This window comes from Klebsiella sp. 7-CIP_Kleb. (assembly GCF_050378655.1).
GTDB classification, from domain to species: Bacteria; Pseudomonadota; Gammaproteobacteria; order Enterobacterales; family Enterobacteriaceae; genus Klebsiella; species Klebsiella quasipneumoniae.
In genome coordinates, this window is sequence record NZ_JBNRLJ010000001.1 from 1,007,458 (window position 1) to 1,026,043 (window position 18,586).

Here is an 18,586-nt window from a genome sequence, read left to right on the forward strand (position 1 = left end):
GGGAATCCGCGGGGCCGGTTATTAATGCGTTTCTTCCTGCGGGGTAAACTTCAGCTCAATCAGGGCAATCGCTTTTTGCACCGCGCGAAGCGTCACCGGGTCGGCAGAAGCCGGGTGACTGGCGAAGTCGATGGCTTTCAGCTGACTGGTCATTTTTTCACGCACTTCCACCGGCGCGATGACGTCAATCACGTCGAGGATCTGCTTGATAACCAGCTGGCAGGCAACCACATCGGAAACCAGCTCGTCGTGTTCGGTAAGATGTTGAGACATTAATTACTCCTTTTTTCAGGAGCGTAATAGTACCCTAAATCGATAACGATAATAAAACCTGCCGCGGCAGGTTTTTTTCACCACCCGAGTGGCTGGCGGCGCCTCTGCTGCCGCTTTGCCGAGGATCCTCTTGATGGCAGCGACAACATGAACACCGCGATCTCTTCCGGTAACGAACGTGCCTTTTCAGCCCCGGCGCTGCTGGTGGCTGGCGCCTTTTTTATGGAGTTTCTCGACGGGACGGTGATCGCTACTGCCCTGCCCGACATGGCGAGAGATTTTGGCGTCACCGCCGTCGAGCTTAATATCGGCATCAGCGCCTATCTGATAACCCTCGCGGTGCTGATCCCGGCCAGCGGCTGGATCGCCGATCGCTTCGGCGCCCGGGCTATCTTCACCCTCGCTCTGGCCATTTTTACCCTTGCCTCGATCTTTTGCGGCCTCTCCAGCGACGTGCATACCTTTGTCGCCATGCGTATCCTGCAGGGGATCGGCGGCGCGCTGATGGTCCCCGTCGGCCGTCTGGCGGTACTGCGCACCACGCCGAAACACCTGCTGATCAAGGCCATCGCCACCCTCACCTGGCCTGCGCTGGTGGCCCCCATTATCGGCCCGCCTTTGGGAGGCTTTATTACCCGCTACGCCAGCTGGCACTGGATCTTCTTTATCAATGTCCCGCTGGGCGTTGCGGCGATTATCCTGTCGCTGCGCATCATTCCTGATATCCGCGAAACGGAGCGGCGCGCCTTCGATATGACAGGATTTATCACGACCGCGGTGGCGATGGTTAGCCTGGTCACCGCGATGGAACGGCTCGGCGCTCGCCAGCCGGAGATCTGGCCCACGCTGGCCCTCGCGGCGCTGGGCTTCGGCTGTCTGTTATATTCCATTCGTCATTTCCGCCGGGCGGCGGCGCCTATGGTTCGTCTCGACGCCCTGCAGGTGCCGACGTTCCGGGTGACGATGTACGGCGGCTCGCTGTTCCGGGCCTCCATCAGCGCGGTGCCCTTTCTGCTCCCCCTGCTGTTCCAGGTGGGGTTCGGTATGGATCCCTTTCACTCCGGCCTGCTGGTGCTGGCGGTATTTGTCGGCAATTTAACCATTAAACCCGCCACCACGCCGCTGATCCGCTGGCTGGGCTTTCGTCGCCTGCTGTTGGTCAACGGCGCGCTGAACGTCTGTTCGCTGCTGGCATGCGCGCTGCTCACGCCGCAAACCCCGGTCTGGGCGATCATGCTGATCCTTTATCTCGGCGGGGTGTTTCGCTCTGTTCAGTTCACGGGCGTGAGCACGCTGGCCTTTGCCGATGTCCCCGCCGCGCAGATGAGCGATGCCAATACCCTGTTCAGTACCGCGTCGCAGCTGGCGGTGGGGCTGGGGATCACGCTTGGGGCGATCGGCATTCGCCTGGGGGAACAGGTCGGCGACTGGCTGCACCTTTCCGCCGTGCCGGGGATCAGCTTTCGCCTGGCGTTTGTGTTTATCGCGGTGATCTGTCTGGTGGGGATGATCGACAGCCTGCATCTGGCTAAAACGGCAGGCAGCAGCGTGTCGGCGAAGAAAACCTGAATGATGGAAGGGCCAGCGGCGCTGGCCCTGATAACGATTACCCGACGATCTGACGGACGAACGCTTCGATCGCTTTATCCTGGCAGTTTTCGAAGAAGCATTGCTGGAAGCGAGGGCCAGAGACCGCAGTTTTCACCAGCTCCGGATCGATGGCGCGCAGGGTGTCGAGATAATTTTCTTTGACTACCGCCGCTTTGACCTGGTTGAGGATCCCGGCATTACGCACCTGCGGTTCTTTGCGCTCCGGCGGGTAGCCTTCCCCGTTACGACCGGTAAAGGCTTTTTCAAAGATAAAGCGCACATTCAGCTCGGCGCCCCACCCGAAACCTTTGGCAAACGGCAGCGACAGCGCGTTACCGTTGTTGATCTGGGCAAACAGGAACGCGTCCGCCGGGTCGATACAGTAGCCGCAGACCACGCCAGGATGGATGTTCAGCGACATCAGCGCTCCCTGGCCGGTACCGCAGCCGGTGACCACGAAGTCAACCGCCTTCGAATTCAGCAGGATGCTGGCCATGATCCCGAGGTGAATATAGGTCAGATGATGATCGTTCTCATCGCTCATACCGACGTTAAAGACCGGAAATCCTTTTTCGTCGGCAACCGCGTTAAGCTCCTTGAGGATGATGGCGTTTTTGTTCGCCTGGCTGTTCTCCATCATCAGTGCAATCTTCATGGTTTACTCTCCTGAATGCTGTGCGGGCCTGCCCGCAGAATGTCATTGGCGTTGACTGCACTCTACTACCTGGAAAACAAACTTTCAAATTTTATGAAAAGTTGTTTTAAAAATTACGCAGCGCTTCACACTTTCACCGCCTCTGCCGCTCAGGTTACCGTGTCGCCCCTCATCAGGACCACTCCGCATGGCGCTCCCCACCAGGCAACCCGCAGAGGGCGTCGTTTCGCCTCCGGAAAAAACTAATAATAAATTAAAACCATTCTCATTTATTATTAAATTGCCAATGCGTGTTATTCCCATTAGCATTTTAAATAAATCCTTTTTAAATTTACTTTTTGCAAATAATTAAATAACAAATTATAGTGGCAGCCGATAACATCTATTTTTTAATTCCAGGAGCGCGACGATGCTGAAAACGGAAATGATCGACAAACTGAATGAACAGATGAATCTTGAACTTTATTCTTCTCTTCTTTATCAGCAGATGAGCGCCTGGTGCAGTTACCATAGTTTTGAAGGGGCTGCGGCCTTCCTGCGTCGCCATGCCCAGGAAGAGATGACCCATATGCAGCGCCTGTTCGACTACCTGACCGACACCGGCAGCCTGCCGCGCATCAACGCCATCGTCTCCCCGTTTGCCGAGTATGCGTCACTGGATGAACTGTTCCGCCAGACCTATGAGCACGAGCAGCTGATCACGCAAAAAATTAATGAACTGGCGCACGCGGCTATGACCAGTCAGGATTACCCGACCTTTAATTTCCTGCAGTGGTATGTCGCCGAACAGCATGAAGAAGAGAAATTATTTAAATCGGTAATTGACAAACTGACCCTCGCCGGGAAAAGCGGTGAAGGTCTGTACTTTATCGACAAAGAGCTGGCCACTCTCGATACGCAGAATTAATTGCTCGCGCCGCGACGCTTCTCCGTCGCGGCATTTTTAATGCTGGCAAATCTTATTTTCTGCGGTGGTAAACCCTGTCGCTCTGGCAATAAATTTACCTTTTTGCTCTAAAAACGCCACCAGCTCCGCAGCGCTCAGATTTTCCGCCGAACAGGTATGAAAGCGCGCCTCTGCGCCAAAGCGACGGTGAATGGCCGCCTCCAGCGAAGCTGCCGTCCAGCACTCCCCCGACGCCAGCATCATCTGCAGCACTTCATGACCATGTATAGAAGACATAACCCCTCCGGAAAAAAACGTCAGCTTAGGCCAGACCGGCGGCCCGCGCCTTGCGCCAGCGCAGGCTTTCGCCCTTTCGAATTCGTAAAGTTTTGATTACACTGCTTGTAACCCTGATTTGACGAAAGACGCAATATCCCCTACTCTGCGCGGCATAAATTATTGTGATTTGCTGTAGGGATAGCGAAAAGCGTGAAGAACCGCACTCTGGGCAGTATTTTAATCGTAGCCGGCACCACAATCGGTGCAGGAATGTTGGCAATGCCATTGGCCGCCGCAGGCGTCGGGTTTACCGTCACGCTGGGTTTACTTTTCACCCTGTGGGCATTGATGTGCTATACCGCCCTTTTGCTGCTGGAAGTCTACCAGCATGTCCCTGCCGATATGGGGCTCGGTTCTCTGGCGGCGCGCTATCTGGGCCGTTACGGACAGTGGATCACCGGGTTGTGCATGCTGTTTCTGTTATACGCCCTCACGGCGGCCTACATCAGTGGCGCCGGCGAATTACTCGCTTCCAGCCTCAACCAGTGGCTGGACTGGCAGCTGCCGCCGGCCGCAGGCGTACTGATCTTCACCCTGCTCGGCGGGGCGGTGGTGTGCATTGGCACCGCGCTGGTCGACCTGTTCAATCGCTTCCTGTTTAGCGCCAAAATCGTCTTCCTGGTGATTATGCTGGCCCTGCTGATGCCGCACATTCATCAGGTGAATCTCCTCACGCTGCCGGTTGAGCAAGGCCTGGCGCTGTCGGCCATTCCGGTGATCTTTACCTCCTTCGGCTTTCACGGCAGCGTGCCGAGCATCGTCAGCTATCTGGGGGGCGATATCCGTAAACTGCGCCGGGTGTTTATTATCGGCAGTTTTATTCCGCTGGTGGCCTATATTTTCTGGCAGCTGGCGACGCTGGGCAGTATCGACGCCCCAGCCTTTACCGCCCTGCTGGCGCAACATTCAGGTCTGAACGGTCTGCTGGAGGCGATCCGCGAAGTGGTAGCGTCACCGCACGTGGAGCTGGCAGTACACCTGTTTGCCGACCTTGCGCTGGCGACCTCCTTCCTCGGCGTCTCGCTCGGGCTGTTTGATTATCTGGCCGATATGTTTCAGCGCAAAAACAACGTCAGCGGGCGTCTGCAGAGCGGGATGATCACCTTTCTGCCGCCGCTGGCGTTCGCCCTGTTCTATCCCCGCGGCTTCGTCATGGCCCTGGGCTACGCCGGGGTGGCGTTGGCCGTGCTGGCCCTGATGTTACCGGCCATGCTGGTCATGAAGAGTCGCCGACTGCATCCGCAGGCCGCCTGGCGGGTGGCCGGCGGCGCCCCGGCGCTGTGGCTGGTCCTGCTGTGCGGGATCGGCATCGTGGCGATCCAGTTCTGCATCGTCGCCGGGCTGTTACCGGCGGTGGGATAAAAGAAGGGGCCAGCCGGCCCCTTTTTCATTTCGCTAAGCAACACTGCTTATACTTTTTACCGCTGCCGCACGGACAGGGATCGTTACGTCCGACTTTCGCCTCATTTCTTACCGGCTGCGGGACCACCTCCGGCTGCGGATTCGCCATCCAGTACTGGTAAAGCGCCAGCGCCGCCGGGGTGATACGCTCGATACTGGCGATAAATTCATCCGCCGTCAGATTATCCAGCGCGGAAAACTGTTCTTCGCTACCGTGAAGCGCAATCGCCTCCAGCTCAGGCTGAAGTTCAGCGGGCAGCGTCGACCAGTCGCTCAGCGCCACGCCGCGCAGATAGCCAAAACACCACTCTTCAACGATGGTCAGCTCCTGACCTTCCGCTTCGCGGGTGCCGAACAGCGGTTCGAACTGATCGGGATAAGACTCAAGTCGTTCGGCGATATCGCTCATATGCTGCAGCGTCAGATTGACAAAGCGATCGCGCTCGCGGTCGTTGGCCCAGCGTGGCACGTTATCTGCGCCACCCCAGATCGCCAACAGCCACTGGGCGGGTTCAATAGCGGTGGGCGCCGAGAGGATCGCCGTCAGCAGGCCATCCAGTTCAGAGACATCCAGAATAGCGCCCTCGGTGGCGTATTTCGCCAGCGTCTCGTCCAGCCATTCCAGTTCGTTTTCGTTTAAGGGTCCGGTATTCATTCACAGGCTCGCATGGTAAAAATCGGGCCTACAGTAGCCGAAATGCCGGCAGAAAGCCACCCGGCAGCGCCCATTGCGCCTGCGCTGACCCGACACAATCAGGCCAGCCCTTGTAGCGCCGCCGCCACGTCGCGACAGGCCTCCTCCCCTAACGGCAGCAAGGGCCGGGGAAGCGAGTCAGGGTCGCACAATCCCAGAATGGCCGCAGCGGCGGCGATCACCCGCAGGCTGCCGCCGTAGCGGTCAAAGCACCGCCAGAGGGGCGCCAGTTGCTTATTCAGCGCCGCCACCTGTTCCGCGTCGCCGTGACGGATGGCTTTTACCAGCGCCAGTGAGATCCGGGGAAAGAGTCCGCCGCAGACCGAGTACCAGACCTCACAGCCGGCCTGCAAGCCGGCTGTCGCCCGGACGTCACCGCTCACGCCAAGCGTGACGCCGCAAGGCAGATGACGACGCAGCGCCGCCACCCGTTCGCTGGCCTGTGGCGCGGGCAGACCGGGAATTTTAATCGAGGCGATGGCCGGTAAGGCGGCAATGCGCCCCTGCAGCTCATCCGATAACGTCACATGGGTGGTACGGGGATTGTCATACAGGCAAACCGGCACCGAGGCATGCCGGCAGACCTCCTCGTAAAAAGCATAGATCTCCTCCGCAAACAGCGGCTGATAGGACATCATCGGCAGGAGCAATGCATCCGCCCCGGCCTGCTGAGCATCCTCCACCAGCCGCAGCACCTCGCTGGTGGCGATGGCGCCGACGCCGACCATCATCGGGGTCGGCCCGGCATGCGCCTTCGCCACCTGCACGACCCGCTTGCGCTGCTCACGACTGAGATAAGCGTAGCTGCCGGTTGAGCCTAAGATGCCCAGGGAGTCGACTCCGGCATCGGTAAGACGAGCAAGAATACGAATAAACGCTTTTTCATCGATATTTTGCTGATGCAGCGGCGTTAACGGAAATGCGCAAAGCCCTGTGAACATGATGCCTCCGGCAGGCAGGGAGAAGTGTCCGGACGATAGTAGCAGGGAGAGATCGTTTTGTCCTGGGACAAATGAGCGATTGCCGGTGACAATGGGGTGGTTCCCCACTACGGGGTGATCCCATTCGCGATATTGCCGCTTTCAGCCCAGACATCGATAACCACCCGATTCTGCCGAGGATATTCAACGACGCCGTTCCCTGCAGTCGCTATTTTTGCTGCATTGCCAATCTTAAATCAATTTGCCATAAGACCGCATGATTGATGTTGTTATATATAAGCAGCAATTAAATAAGGTACCACTACGGCTTCAAATGGATAAAAAATGGCAGATGACAATCAGGAAAAATATCTAAAAATATGATTAATAAAGTCAACGTATAAAATATTACTGGGTCGACCTGGAGATCCTCACGCAACTTCTGACAAGCCGCTTGCAGAATCAGCGCAACTTCTTAACGCATCGCTGATAAACAGTGACGAGTTCAAGGGATTAACAACATCCAGAATGGCATTCGAGAATATGTGTCTCCCGCCACATTGTGTATCAGGGACGGAGACTCAAGAGCGGTTGGCTGTAAAGCACATTGTGTCGCCAGGAAGTCATTGTTTAACATCGCGGACACTGAAAAAATTCAATCTGAAAACACCACACTGCCTTTTGACTGGATTTTTTCCTGCCCCGCGATGGTCATCGATTGCCTGAAGGACGATTTTCACCCATCGCGATCCCTCGAACCGTTTAGGCGTATTACGTCCGGGCAGTAAATAGGTTCAGGAACATATTAAAAAGCGCGGATGGCAAGCTTTTTGTCATTTGCTGCAGAGAAGAGATCAATCTTGTAAAGGTGCCCCCGGCATTAGTCGCCGAACTTGCTCAGCATACGACGAACTTCTATCTGTTAGCTTTTTCACTGCGGAAACCCCCTCACCTTCAGCTGGAGAGCATCGCGTCCGGGGATAATTATTCGCTATATCGTTTTACTCCAGAGTCTGAAGAAAAATTTACCGGCAAATTCCCTTCGCTTACGGATGAGATGGTATTTATATCGAAAGTACTTTCTTTCAACCTCGAACTATAGAGACGGTTCCAACACCGGTCCGCTGTCTCGTATTCTTCCCACTCGCTTCCTCCCTGTTGGCCTGGGGGAGCGAGATCGTCCCGAACGTATAATCACCCACCCGTTAAGCCCATTATCCGCCGCGACCCGGACCTGCTTCACTACGGTAAGCTTCTATGCCAGAAGTCTGTGCTGACCACAGACCTTGACTTCAAGCCTCTCCTTGCCCGGAGTCAGAACGCCATACCGTATCATCAGGCGCAGGCTTAACCAGTGACAATAATTCGGGTGTAGCGCAAGATGGACAAGAGAAACAGGATGACATGTCGTGATGAAGAGGGATTTAAAAACAAAAAAACCACCCGTAGGTGGTTTCACGACACTGCTTATTGCTTTGATTATTCTGCTTTTATCCCAATGGTACCCGGAGTGGGACTTGAACCCACACAGCGCGAACGCCGAGGGATTTTAAATCCCTTGTGTCTACCGATTCCACCATCCGGGCTCGGGATATAAAGTGGAGGCGCGTTCCGGAGTCGAACCGGACTAGACGGATTTGCAATCCGCTACATAACCGCTTTGCTAACGCGCCTTTGATACTGAAGCACCCGCCTATGCCGATGCTATTAATTTGGAGCGGGAAACGAGACTCGAACTCGCGACCCCGACCTTGGCAAGGTCGTGCTCTACCAACTGAGCTATTCCCGCATCATCAAGTTATTTGCTAATCACTTGATTTTGTTATCGTCTGGAAGACTGTGCCGCCGTTCGATGCGTTGCATTCTACTTATCTCTCGCGGTGAGTCAACGGTATTTTTCGCAACTTTGCATCGTTTGCTGAAAATAACGGCGAAACGATCACTGATCAAGCAAATCGCCGCGCGCCGCGTTCAAATATTGCAGCATCGACCACAGCGTCAGCACCGCCGCCACGAGGAAAAGCGCGATCCCTGCCCATTCCACCCACGGATAAGGACGCCACAGCATCCACACCAGGGCGGTCATCTGCGCGGTGGTTTTTACTTTGCCAATCCACGAGACCGCCACGCTGCTGCGTTTTCCAAGCTCCGCCATCCACTCGCGCAGCGCGGAGATAATAATTTCCCGGGCAATCATCGTCGCCGCCGGCAGCGTAACCCACCAGGTGTGATAGTGCTCAGCGACCAGCACCATGGCGATAGCCACCATGACTTTATCGGCCACCGGATCGAGGAAGGCGCCGAACCGGGTACTCTGGTTCCAGCGACGGGCGAGGAAACCATCAAACCAGTCGGTCACAGCGGCAACAAAGAAAATCAGCGCACAGGCAAACGGCGCCCAGCTAAAGGGCAGGTAAAACGCCAGCACAAAGAACGGGATCAGGATGACGCGGAACAGAGTAAGCAACGTAGGGATATTAAATTGCATAGTGACGGGTAACTATCTGTTGTAAGTAAAAATTAGCCCTATGTTGCTACAGAGCCCCTAATGTTTCAACGAGTAGAAGATCTTTTCTGCCAGAGCGTGAGAGATGCCCGGTACTTTGGCAATTTCTTCGACGCTGGCCTGCTGCAGCCCCTGCAGTCCACCCATGTACTTCAGCAGCATCTGGCGACGCTTCGGCCCCACCCCCTCGATAGTCTCAAGTGAGCTGGTGTTCTTCACTTTCGCCCGTTTTTTGCGATGGCCGGAGATTGCATGATCATGCGATTCATCGCGGATATGCTGGATCACGTGCAGAGCCGGCGAATCCGGCGGCAGGCTAAACCCCTCGCCTTCCGGCTCAAAGAATAACGTTTCCAGGCCGGCTTTACGATCGCTACCTTTCGCCACGCCCAGCAGCAGCGGATGATGTTTATCCCAGGGGACGTCCAGCTCCGCAAACACCGCTTTCGCCTGCGCCAGCTGCCCCTTGCCGCCGTCTATCAGGATCACATCAGGAATCTTGTTGTCATCAATCGCTTTGCCATAGCGACGGCGCAGGACCTGATTCATCGCCGCGTAGTCATCGCCCGGGGTGATGCCGGCGATATTATATCGCCGGTACTCCGCGCGCAGCGGACCATTGCTGTCAAATACCACGCAGGAGGCGACGGTCTGTTCGCCCATGGTGTGGCTGATATCAAAGCACTCCATCCGCTTCACCGCCGGCAGCTCCAGCACGGAGGCCAGCGCCTGCAGACGCTGATGAATGGTCGATTGCTGAGACAATTTGGTGGTTAACGCCGTCGCGGCATTGGTGCGCGCCAGCTTAAGATAACGCGCCCGGTCGCCGCGCGGCCTGGTCTGCACATGGATTCGACGCCCCGCCAGTTCTGACAGCGACTCGGCCAGCAGCGTCTTATCTCCGAGGTTAAAGTCGAGCAAAATTTCCCCCGGCAGCGTGCGCATCTGGCTGCCCTGCAGATAGAACTGGCCGACAAAGGTCTCGACGACCTCGCCCAGCTCGGTGCCGCCAGGCACTTTCGGGAAGTAGCTGCGGCTGCCCAGTACTTTACCCTGGCGGATAAACAGTACATGGACGCAAGCCATGCCGGCATCGAAGGCAACCCCGATCACGTCAAGATCGTCGCCGGTGTTAGAGACAAACTGTTTCTCAGTCACGCGGCGGACGGCCTGAATCTGGTCGCGAATGCGCGCCGCCTCTTCAAACTCAAGGTTCTGGCTCGCCTTCTCCATCCGCGCGATGAGCTGAGTCAGCACCTGGTCATCTTTGCCGGCAAGAAACAGCCGCACATACTCCACCTGCTGTGCATACTCGTCTTCACTGACCAGCCCCGCCACGCACGGCCCGAGGCAGCGGCCAATCTGATACTGTAGACAGGGACGGGAGCGATTGCGGTAGACGCTGTTTTCACACTGACGGATGGGAAAGATCTTCTGCAGCAGCGCCAGGGTCTCGCGCACGGCATAGCCGTTGGGAAAAGGACCAAAATACTCGCCCTTCGCATGTTTGGCGCCACGATGCATCGCCAGACGCGGATGGGTATCGCCACTGAGGAAAATAAAAGGATACGACTTATCGTCGCGCAACAGCACGTTGTACCGCGGCTGGTACAGCTTGATATAGTTGTGCTCAAGCAGCAGCGCTTCCGTCTCGGTATGGGTGACGGTCACGTCGATTTGCGCGATCAGCGCCACCAGCGCTTCCGTTTTACGCGACGCGAGGTTGCTGCGGAAGTAGCTGCTGAGCCGCTTTTTCAAATCTTTGGCTTTGCCAACATAGATGACGGTTCCGCCAGCATCATACATCCGATACACACCGGGCTGGCTAGTTACCGTTTTCAGGAAAGCTTTTGCGTCAAAAACATCACTCACTGGCTTGCTAACGACTCCGCATTACACAGGCCATGGCGAATTGCCAGGTGGGTCAGCTCGACATCGCCATGAATGTTCAATTTGCTGAACATCCGATAGCGATAGCTGTTAACCGTTTTAGGACTCAGATTCAGCTGCTCTGAGATCTCATTCACCTTCTGACCTTTGGTGATCATCAGCATAATCTGCAATTCGCGTTCAGACAAACTGGCAAACGGCGATTCTGTTTTTTCCGGTTCAATCTGACTTAACGCCATTTGCTGAGCAATATCAGAGGCAATATAACGTTGCCCTGACGCGACGCAGCGAATCGCATTCACCACTTCCTGTGGCGCGGCGCCCTTACTGAGATAACCTGCCGCCCCCGCCTGCATGACCTTGGCAGGTAAGGGATTCTCAGTATGCACGGTCAACATGATCACTTTCGTGCCCGCTACCGAGCGCGCAATTTTGCGCGTCGCTTCCAGACCCCCGATCCCGGGCATGTTCATGTCCATCAAGACGACATCGGCGGAATTAGCCCGGCACCACTTGACGGCGTCTTCGCCGCAGCAGGCTTCGCCAGCGACTTTAATCCCTTTTATATCTTCCAGAATGCGTCGTATCCCTGCGCGCACCAGTTCGTGGTCATCAACAAGAAGAACGTTGATCAAAGGAATAATCTCCAGAATGAGGGATAACGCTACTGATACTTTATCTCCCACATATTACCGGGTTTTATTGCTATTTTAAAAGGCAAAAAAATGCCCTCGCCTCGATTTGGCTCTCATTTATGGCAATGTCTGTGCACACTCAGTGGAAAGTCATTGCGAACAGTCGGTTGCACGAGTCTTATTTTTTAACAATCCCCATACAGAAGGCACAAAAAACACAACAGATTACGTAGCGCATAAATACGAAGCTAAATATGTAACAATTATTAACGTACTAAATAGATAGTGGCAATTATTGGCCTGACGATGGCTATTACGTCTTATCTGAAGCATAAAACCATTCACAGCTCAGATGAGAGAACAGAAATTAAGCACTCCTTTTTTTTCTGTCGCTTGTGGTATACTGCGCGGCCTTCACATTGAGTAGAGCGCAATAGCGCAGCGAGTAAACGAGGATATCGATGAGCACACCAGATTTTTCCACTGCAGAAAATAATCAGGAACTGGCGCAGGAAGTCTCCTGCCTGAAAGCGATGATGACGCTGATGCTGCAGGCGATGGGCCAGGCAGATGCGGGTCGCGTGATTATTAAAATGGAAAAGCAGATCGCGCAGATGGAAGATGAGGCTCAGGCCGCCGTATTCTCCAGCACCGTTAAGCAAATTAAACAAGCTTATCGGCAGTAATCCTGTACCGGCTGAAAGTATGACTGACAGCCGGTATCACGTCTGGCACGCAGAACGGCAGGCGCCTTCAGATTAACCCTGTCGCCACAGCGTAACAGGCAATTTGCGTTTTATTCGGCGCGTTAAATTTCCGTTGCATATTCTTCTGATGGAAATTGACCGTATTTTCCGAAATCGAGAGGATCATCGCCACCTCCGCAGAGGTCTTTCCTTCCGCGGTCCATTTGAGGATCTCCAGTTCGCGCCGGCTGAACTTCATCTCCGGTGGCATCACCATCTCATCTTCAAGACGCAAGAGCGTCAGCAGGCTCAGCTCCGTCAGCGTTCGCAAGCGCAGCTCCAGCTCATCTTCAGCATAAGCATTCGGCAAACGGTTGTTCGCGGAGACGGAGAGAAAACCCTGAGCATGATTCGGCAACGTCAGGCACTGTGTCACCCCTTTTTGCAGACCATGGTCGCGCGCGCCGTCCCATAACGCCTGCGCATCGCGAAACAGCCCATCTTCCCACGGCAGATGGCCACGCATAAAATTCTCCGGGCGTAATACGGGATCTATGGCGAAATAATTCTCTGCCTGGTAATGAGACATCCATGCGCGGGGATAGGTCGACTGAAACGTGACGCGGGGGCGAGTGAAAGGCACCGGGTGACGCACACAAAGCGTATAGAAATCATATTCCAGCGTTTCTGTTTCTCGTTGCAGGAGATTATAAACCTCCTGAGCGGCGGCCATGGACTGAAATTGATGCAGCATATCCCGCCGCCAGCTGAAAAAATCATTGTCCCTCATAGCTGTGCAAATAACTCCTGATTGATAATCATTATTATAAATACAGAAAACTAACACATAAATCTTATTTATATGTATAAAATATCGTAGCTGTCGCATTTATTAGCCTGAAGACTTGCCTTTTCCCAGTTCGCTGCGCTGAAACTAAGGCCCCTCCCTTCATTTTCTACACCCTACAAGGGGGGATGGGAAGCGGTGTATACGGCCAGGGGAGTAAATAGCACAAAGACGTGACGATGGGGTGTTGCCCCAGCGTGGAATTGGGCTCATTGCGGCGGCTCACACGAAGGCGAGCCGCCGCGCCTGCGCCTGCTCTATTGCATCAGGAATTTTTCGAGGAACTGGCGGGTACGCGGCTGCTGAGGCGAGGCGAACAGCGCTTTGGCCTCGCCTTGTTCAACGATGCGTCCCTGATCCATAAAAATCGCCCGATCGGCAACGTCGCGAGCGAAGCTCATTTCATGGGTCACGATAACCATGGTACGTTTCTCCTGCGCCAGCTGGCGGATGGTATTGAGCACCTCCCCTACCAGCTCGGGATCGAGAGCCGAGGTCGGTTCATCAAACAGGATCACGTCCGGACGCATGGCCAGCGCGCGGGCAATGGCGACCCGCTGCTGCTGCCCGCCAGAGAGGCGGCGCGGATAGCTGTTCTCTTTGCCGCTGAGGCCCACTTTCGCCAGCAGATCGCGCGCCCGCGCCATCGACTCCTGCTTGTCTTCACCTTTTACGATGACCGGCCCTTCAATGATGTTCTCCAGCACCGTCCGGTGGGGAAACAGGTTGAAGTTCTGGAAGACAAAGCCAACGTGCTGGCGCAGCCGACGGATAAGCCCTTTTTGCGGCCCGAGGCTGCGACCAGCGTCGATCGTCACATCGCCGACGCGGATAGTGCCGCTCTCCGGTTGCTCCAGCAGATTAATGCTGCGCAGCAGGGTGGTTTTACCCGAGCCGCTGGGGCCGATGATTGCCACCACTTCGCCTTCCTGCACCTCGAGGTCGATACCGTGGAGCACCGTCTGGCCATGGAATTTTTTCACCAGGCTTTTTACTTCAATCGCACTCATTTCGGTTCACGCTCCTGGCGGTTCAGCTGGTTTTCAAAATAGTTCTGCAGCGAGGAGAGTACCGTCGCCATCACCCAGTAGATCAGAGAGGCGGCCAGATACATGGTGAAGACCTCCAGCGTACGCGAGGTGATAAGCTGCGCCTGACGGAACAGCTCCGGCACCTGGATCGTCGCCGCCAGCGAGGTATCTTTTACCAGGCTGATAAAACTGTTAGAGAGCGGCGGCAAAGCGACCCGCGCCGCCTGGGGTAAAATAGCCCGACGCATCGTCTGCCAGGGGGTCATACCGATACTGGCCGCCGCTTCCCATTGCCCTTTGTCAATCGAGGCGATGGCCGCGCGCAGGGTTTCCGCCGCGTAGGCCGCCGTGTTCAGCGATAAGCCGATCATCGCCGCCGGGATCGGGTCAAGCTCAATGCCAAACTGCGGCAAACCGTAGTAGATCATAAACAGCTGAGCGATAAGCGGTGTCCCGCGAAAAATGGAGATATACATGCGCGCCAGCCATTTTACCGGCCAGAGGGTCGACATGCGCATCAGCGCCAGGATAAAGCCCAGCACCAGGCCGAAAAACATCCCGCCAATGCTCAGCTGCAGCGTAAAGACGGCGCCTTTCAGCAGAAAAGGCGCAGAATCGATGACCAGTTGAATACTTTCTTGCATGCTGTGGTTTCTGTATTAGAGGTGAGGATGATAGGCAAACAGCGCCGGCGCTCCGCCGGTATGGACGAACAAAATCGGCCCTTCATCCTTAAAGCGTTTCTGCGTAATGCCATCGATAAGTCCGGCCATCGCTTTGCCGGTATAAACCGGGTCGAGCAAAATACCTTCCAGTTGCGCCAGCAGCTTCACGGCGGCCATTCCTTCCTCATTTGGCGTCCCGTAGCCTGGGGCAAAGTAATCGTCCCACAGGATGATGTCGGCTTTCGCCTGCAGCTCAAGGCTGTTGGCCACGGCCTGCTGCAGCGCTACCACTTTCGGCAGCTGGTCGGCAACCGCGCGCGACACCGTCACCCCAATCAGTTCCGCCTGCGGCATCAGCTGTTCAAGGCCGACCGCCAGTCCGGCATGGGTGCCGGCGCTCCCGGAGGCCACCACCACCGACGAAATCTCCACCGCGTCTTCGCACTGCTGGGCGATTTCCAGCGCGCTTTCCACATAGCCTAGCGCCCCAAGGGCGTTTGAACCGCCGACCGGAATGACATACGGGCGGTACCCCTGCGCTTCGATACGGGTCGCCAGCTCGTCGAGCTGCGCAGCGGGATCGGTCAGGGCATCGCACATCTCAACCTGGGTATTAAACAGATCCAGCAGCAGGCGGTTGCCATTGCTCAGATAGTTCTCCGCACGGGTGCCGATGGGATTTTCCAGCAGCGCCACGCAGTGCAGGCCCAGTTTGGCGGCGACCGCCGCCGTCTGGCGCACATGGTTAGACTGGATCGCGCCGGCGGTAATTAAAGTATCCGCCCCTTCGCGCAGCGCATCGGCGGCGAGAAACTCCAGCTTGCGCAGTTTGTTTCCCCCCATCGCCAGCGGCGTCGTATCATCACGTTTGATAAATATTTCGCGCCCGAGGTGATCGGACAGACGCGGCAGATACTCCAGCGGCGTCGGCGCGCCGATCAATTCCAGACGCGGAAAGCGGGTTAAATTTTGCAGTGACATGGCCCCTCCTGACTCAGTTATGCTTCATTATGCACACAGTTACGCGCTAAATAAAAAAAGGCGCTTCCAGGAGCGCCTTTTTTCACCGCTGGCCTTTATTTTGTCACGTCAGCGCCAAACCATTTCTCTGACAGGGCCTTCAGGCTGCCATCTTTCTGCATATCCGCGATCGCGCCATCTACCGCTTTCAGCAGGTCATCGTTGCCTTTGCGCAGTGCAACGCCAGCTTCCTGACGGGAGAACGCTTCGCCGGTTACCGCCAGCGTGTTGTTAGTTTTCTTCACCAGATCCAGCGCCGCCAGACGGTCAACCAGAATGGCGTCAATACGGCCTACGCGCAGATCCTGGTATTTGGTCGGATCGTCATCATAGGTGCGGACATCCACGCCCTGGACGTTCTGACGCAGCCACTCTTCATAGTTAGTGCCCAGCCCGACGCCCACTTTCTTGCCTTTCAGATCCGCCGCGGTTTTAATCGCGCCTTCGTTGCCTTTCTTCACCAGCGCCTGCACACCGGAGATCGTGTACGGGGTAGAGAAATCGTATTTTTTCTTACGTTCATCAGAGATAGTGACCTGGTTAATCACCACGTCAATGCGCTTGGAATCCAGCGAGGCCAGCATACCGTCCCACTTGGTCGGTTTGAGGTCAGCCTTCACGCCCAGATGTTTCGCCAGCTCGTTGGCGAACTCCACTTCAAAGCCGGTCAGCTTACCGTCATCGCCCTGGAAGCTAAAAGGAGGATAGGTGCCTTCGAGGCCCACGCGCAGGGTGCCGCGCTCTTTAATCTGATTGAGCAGGTTTTCCGCCGCAAAAGTTTTCACGCTAACGCCAGCCATCAAAACAACGGCCATCGCGCCCATCAGCGCCTGACGACCCAGAAGTGCTAATTTCATAGATACCCCGAAGGTTAGGATTTTCCTGTAGTGTAAAGCGCTTAACGGCCCGACACCAACATCGTTACGCTACATCTTATGCAAATTTATTATATATGATCCGCTTTAGGGTATAGCGAAATTCAGGGCTTTCCTCACCCGTTTTGCGGGATATCTCCCATACTGCAAAGGTCAGCCTGTTGACGTCTGGAGCATGGAAGATGAAAAACCCCACCTTGTTGCAATGTTTTCACTGGTACTACCCCGCCGGCGGCGAACTGTGGCGTGAAGTCGAAGCGCTGGCCCCCAGTCTTAACGAAATCGGCATCAATATGGTCTGGTTGCCCCCCGCCTACAAAGGCGCCTCGGGCGGCTATTCCGTCGGCTATGACACCTACGATCTCTTCGACCTCGGCGAGTTTGATCAAAAGGGCTCTGTCGCCACCAAATATGGCGATAAGACCCAGCTGCTGGCGGCAATCAACGCCCTGAAGGAGCACGACATCGCCGTGCTGCTGGACGTGGTGGTGAACCATAAAATGGGCGCCGATGAAAAAGAGGCCCTGCGCGTGCAGCGCGTCGATGAGCAGGATCGCACGCAAATTGACGAGACGATTATCGAGTGCGAGGCATGGACTCGCTATACCTTCCCGGTGCGCGCCGGGCAGTATTCGCAGTTTGTCTGGGACTACAAGTGCTTTAGCGGCATTGACCACATCGAGAATCCGACAGAAGACGGTGTATTTAAAATCGTCAACGACTACACCGGCGAAGGCTGGAATGAACAGGTCGATGACGAGCTTGGCAACTTCGACTACCTGATGGGCGCCAATATCGATTTTCGTAATCACGCCGTCACCGAAGAGATCAAATACTGGGCGCGCTGGGTGATGGAGCAAACCGGTTGCGACGGTTTTCGTCTTGACGCTGTGAAGCATATCCCCGCATGGTTTTACAAAGCGTGGATCGAGCATGTTCAGGAGGTGGCCCCGCAGCCGCTGTTTATTGTTGCGGAATACTGGTCCCATGAAGTGGAAAAGCTCCAGCAGTATATCGATCTGGTCGAGGGCAAGACGATGCTGTTTGACGCCCCGCTGCAGATGAAATTTCATGAAGCGTCCCGCCAGGGGCGCGATTACGACATGAGCCAGATTTTCAGCGGGACGCTGGTGGAAGCCGACCCCTTCCATGCCGTCACCCTGGTCACCAACCATGATACCCAGCCGCTGCAGGCGCTCGAGGCGCCTGTTGAGCCATGGTTTAAACCGCTGGCCTATGCGCTGATCCTGTTGCGTGAAAATGGCGTACCCTCGGTCTTCTATGCCGATCTCTTCGGCGCCTCCTATGAGGATACCGGCGGCGACGGACAAACCTACGCCATAGAAATGCCCGTTATCGAACAACTCCACGAGCTGATCGACGCCCGTCAGCGTTTTGCCCACGGCGTGCAGACTCTCTGGTTCGATCACCCCAACTGCATTGCCTTCAGCCGCAGCGGCACGGACGAGGATCCCGGCTGCGTGGTGGTGATGTCCAATGGTGATGAGGGAGAAAAGACCCTGACGCTGGGCGAGAATTATGGCAACAAACGCTGGCGGGATTTCCTGGGCAATCGGGAAGAGATTGTCGAAACCGACGGCGAAGGCTGCGCCACCTTTACCTGTAACGGAGGAAGCGTCAGCGTGTGGGTGCTGGAGGCGGTGCTGTAGTCA

At 55.7% G+C, this 18,586-nt stretch carries 19 protein-coding genes and 3 tRNA genes; 6 read left to right on the forward strand and 16 right to left on the reverse strand.

All coding sequences use genetic code 11. The features are described 5' to 3' along the window. Positions 1 to 21: 21 nt before the first annotated feature. Positions 22 to 273 carry a DUF2766 family protein gene (locus tag ACQUTI_RS04975; RefSeq protein WP_004203448.1) on the reverse strand — a complete coding sequence of 84 codons (252 nt, stop codon included), beginning with the start codon at positions 271 to 273 and terminating at the stop codon, positions 22 to 24. 147 nt (positions 274 to 420) lie between these two features. On the opposite strand from ACQUTI_RS04975, the gene ACQUTI_RS04980 reads away from it, so the two are divergent. Further along, positions 421 to 1,842: an MFS transporter gene (locus ACQUTI_RS04980; RefSeq protein ID WP_053810180.1), complete on the forward strand. Its 1,422-nt coding sequence runs from the start codon at positions 421 to 423 to the stop codon at positions 1,840 to 1,842. A gap of 37 nt (positions 1,843 to 1,879) precedes the next feature. Here ACQUTI_RS04980 and ACQUTI_RS04985 read toward each other — a convergent pair whose 3' ends face one another. Next, on the reverse strand, positions 1,880 to 2,518 hold the full coding sequence (locus tag ACQUTI_RS04985) for an RpiB/LacA/LacB family sugar-phosphate isomerase (protein ID WP_004203450.1): 639 nt from the start codon (positions 2,516 to 2,518) through the stop codon (positions 1,880 to 1,882). Between the two features lie 187 nt (positions 2,519 to 2,705). Between ACQUTI_RS04985 and ACQUTI_RS04990 the strand changes: the two genes are divergently transcribed. Further along, the gene (locus ACQUTI_RS04990; protein ID WP_227659786.1) at positions 2,706 to 2,870 is read left to right on the forward strand and encodes a hypothetical protein; all 165 of its coding nucleotides are present in this window, start codon (positions 2,706 to 2,708) and stop codon (positions 2,868 to 2,870) included. A 57-nt stretch (positions 2,871 to 2,927) separates the two neighbouring features. Beyond that, the gene (ftnA, locus tag ACQUTI_RS04995) at positions 2,928 to 3,425 is read left to right on the forward strand and encodes a non-heme ferritin (protein WP_114508275.1); all 498 of its coding nucleotides are present in this window, start codon (positions 2,928 to 2,930) and stop codon (positions 3,423 to 3,425) included. 36 nt (positions 3,426 to 3,461) lie between these two features. On the opposite strand, the gene ACQUTI_RS05000 is transcribed toward ftnA, so the two are convergent. Beyond that, positions 3,462 to 3,701 carry a YecH family metal-binding protein gene (locus ACQUTI_RS05000; RefSeq protein WP_004203452.1) on the reverse strand — a complete coding sequence of 80 codons (240 nt, stop codon included), beginning with the start codon at positions 3,699 to 3,701 and terminating at the stop codon, positions 3,462 to 3,464. Positions 3,702 to 3,893: 192 nt separating this feature from the next. Here ACQUTI_RS05000 and tyrP point away from each other — a divergent pair, with 192 nt between their 5' ends. Continuing rightward, positions 3,894 to 5,105, forward strand: coding sequence for a tyrosine transporter TyrP (tyrP, locus tag ACQUTI_RS05005; protein WP_048324873.1), 1,212 nt, complete (start codon positions 3,894 to 3,896; stop codon positions 5,103 to 5,105). A gap of 25 nt (positions 5,106 to 5,130) precedes the next feature. Here tyrP and ACQUTI_RS05010 read toward each other — a convergent pair whose 3' ends face one another. From ACQUTI_RS05010 to uvrY, 8 genes are all read right to left on the reverse strand, one after another. Next, entirely contained in the window at positions 5,131 to 5,799 is a 669-nt protein-coding gene (locus ACQUTI_RS05010) for a YecA family protein (RefSeq protein WP_032456330.1), read from the reverse strand. Between the two features lie 98 nt (positions 5,800 to 5,897). Continuing rightward, on the reverse strand, positions 5,898 to 6,779 hold the full coding sequence (locus tag ACQUTI_RS05015) for a dihydrodipicolinate synthase family protein (protein WP_048295115.1): 882 nt from the start codon (positions 6,777 to 6,779) through the stop codon (positions 5,898 to 5,900). A 1,478-nt stretch (positions 6,780 to 8,257) separates the two neighbouring features. After that, a tRNA-Leu gene (locus ACQUTI_RS05020) sits at positions 8,258 to 8,344 on the reverse strand. Positions 8,345 to 8,357: 13 nt separating this feature from the next. Further along, positions 8,358 to 8,431 (reverse strand) — tRNA-Cys (locus ACQUTI_RS05025). A gap of 40 nt (positions 8,432 to 8,471) precedes the next feature. Next, positions 8,472 to 8,547, reverse strand: a tRNA-Gly gene (locus ACQUTI_RS05030). Between the two features lie 150 nt (positions 8,548 to 8,697). Then, positions 8,698 to 9,246: a CDP-diacylglycerol--glycerol-3-phosphate 3-phosphatidyltransferase gene (gene pgsA, locus ACQUTI_RS05035; RefSeq protein ID WP_004141115.1), complete on the reverse strand. Its 549-nt coding sequence runs from the start codon at positions 9,244 to 9,246 to the stop codon at positions 8,698 to 8,700. 57 nt (positions 9,247 to 9,303) lie between these two features. Then, entirely contained in the window at positions 9,304 to 11,136 is a 1,833-nt protein-coding gene (uvrC, locus tag ACQUTI_RS05040) for an excinuclease ABC subunit UvrC (RefSeq protein ID WP_004203456.1), read from the reverse strand. After that, positions 11,133 to 11,789, reverse strand: coding sequence for a UvrY/SirA/GacA family response regulator transcription factor (gene uvrY / locus ACQUTI_RS05045; RefSeq protein ID WP_002911539.1), 657 nt, complete (start codon positions 11,787 to 11,789; stop codon positions 11,133 to 11,135). Before uvrY ends, uvrC begins: the two co-directional genes overlap by 4 nt. 461 nt (positions 11,790 to 12,250) lie before the next feature. Here uvrY and ACQUTI_RS05050 point away from each other — a divergent pair, with 461 nt between their 5' ends. Continuing rightward, positions 12,251 to 12,475, forward strand: a complete 225-nt coding sequence (locus ACQUTI_RS05050) for a DUF2594 family protein (protein WP_004203457.1) — start codon at positions 12,251 to 12,253, stop codon at positions 12,473 to 12,475. 67 nt (positions 12,476 to 12,542) lie between these two features. Here ACQUTI_RS05050 and sdiA read toward each other — a convergent pair whose 3' ends face one another. From sdiA to tcyJ, 5 genes are all read right to left on the reverse strand, one after another. Continuing rightward, positions 12,543 to 13,265, reverse strand: a complete 723-nt coding sequence (sdiA, locus tag ACQUTI_RS05055) for a transcriptional regulator SdiA (protein WP_004203458.1) — start codon at positions 13,263 to 13,265, stop codon at positions 12,543 to 12,545. Between the two features lie 314 nt (positions 13,266 to 13,579). Further along, the gene (tcyN, locus tag ACQUTI_RS05060) at positions 13,580 to 14,332 is read right to left on the reverse strand and encodes an L-cystine ABC transporter ATP-binding protein TcyN (RefSeq protein ID WP_004203465.1); all 753 of its coding nucleotides are present in this window, start codon (positions 14,330 to 14,332) and stop codon (positions 13,580 to 13,582) included. After that, positions 14,329 to 14,997 carry a cystine ABC transporter permease gene (tcyL, locus tag ACQUTI_RS05065; protein WP_122543178.1) on the reverse strand — a complete coding sequence of 223 codons (669 nt, stop codon included), beginning with the start codon at positions 14,995 to 14,997 and terminating at the stop codon, positions 14,329 to 14,331. The genes tcyN and tcyL overlap by 4 nt, the downstream gene beginning before the upstream one ends. Positions 14,998 to 15,012: 15 nt before the next feature. Beyond that, entirely contained in the window at positions 15,013 to 15,999 is a 987-nt protein-coding gene (gene dcyD / locus ACQUTI_RS05070) for a D-cysteine desulfhydrase (RefSeq protein WP_004203467.1), read from the reverse strand. 95 nt (positions 16,000 to 16,094) lie between these two features. Further along, positions 16,095 to 16,895, reverse strand: a complete 801-nt coding sequence (gene tcyJ / locus ACQUTI_RS05075) for a cystine ABC transporter substrate-binding protein (protein WP_004203468.1) — start codon at positions 16,893 to 16,895, stop codon at positions 16,095 to 16,097. 200 nt (positions 16,896 to 17,095) lie between these two features. Here tcyJ and amyA point away from each other — a divergent pair, with 200 nt between their 5' ends. Then, complete coding sequence (gene amyA / locus ACQUTI_RS05080; protein ID WP_004203469.1) at positions 17,096 to 18,583, forward strand: alpha-amylase; 1,488 nt, start codon at positions 17,096 to 17,098, stop codon at positions 18,581 to 18,583. The last annotated feature ends 3 nt before the right edge of the window (positions 18,584 to 18,586 follow it).